A 245-nucleotide genomic window follows, 5' to 3' on the forward strand; every position below is an offset into this window, starting at 1 on the left:
TAAATGGGAAATATGTACATCCACAATCCTAGTATCACCCGCAAAGTCATAATTCCAAACAGCGCTGAGCAATTGATCACGTGTCAGTACACGTCCTTTGTTTTGCGCAAGATAGAGGAGTAACTCAAATTCCTTTAATGTTAATTCTAACAGCCCCCCTTGAAAATACGCTTCATATTTTTCCGGATAGATTTTTAAGCTTCCAATCTCGATATATAATTCTTCTTCCTCCGCTTTCTCTTCAG

At 38.4% G+C, this 245-nt stretch carries 1 protein-coding gene; it reads right to left on the reverse strand.

Annotated elements, in window-relative coordinates; all coding sequences use genetic code 11:
• The coding region (locus RYX56_RS24545) for a winged helix-turn-helix domain-containing protein (RefSeq protein WP_317124413.1) at positions 1-245 on the reverse strand (245 nt) is incomplete at both ends.

The organism is Alkalihalophilus lindianensis (genome assembly GCF_032843265.1).
GTDB classification, from domain to species: Bacteria; Bacillota; Bacilli; order Bacillales; family Bacillaceae_D; genus Alkalihalophilus; species Alkalihalophilus lindianensis.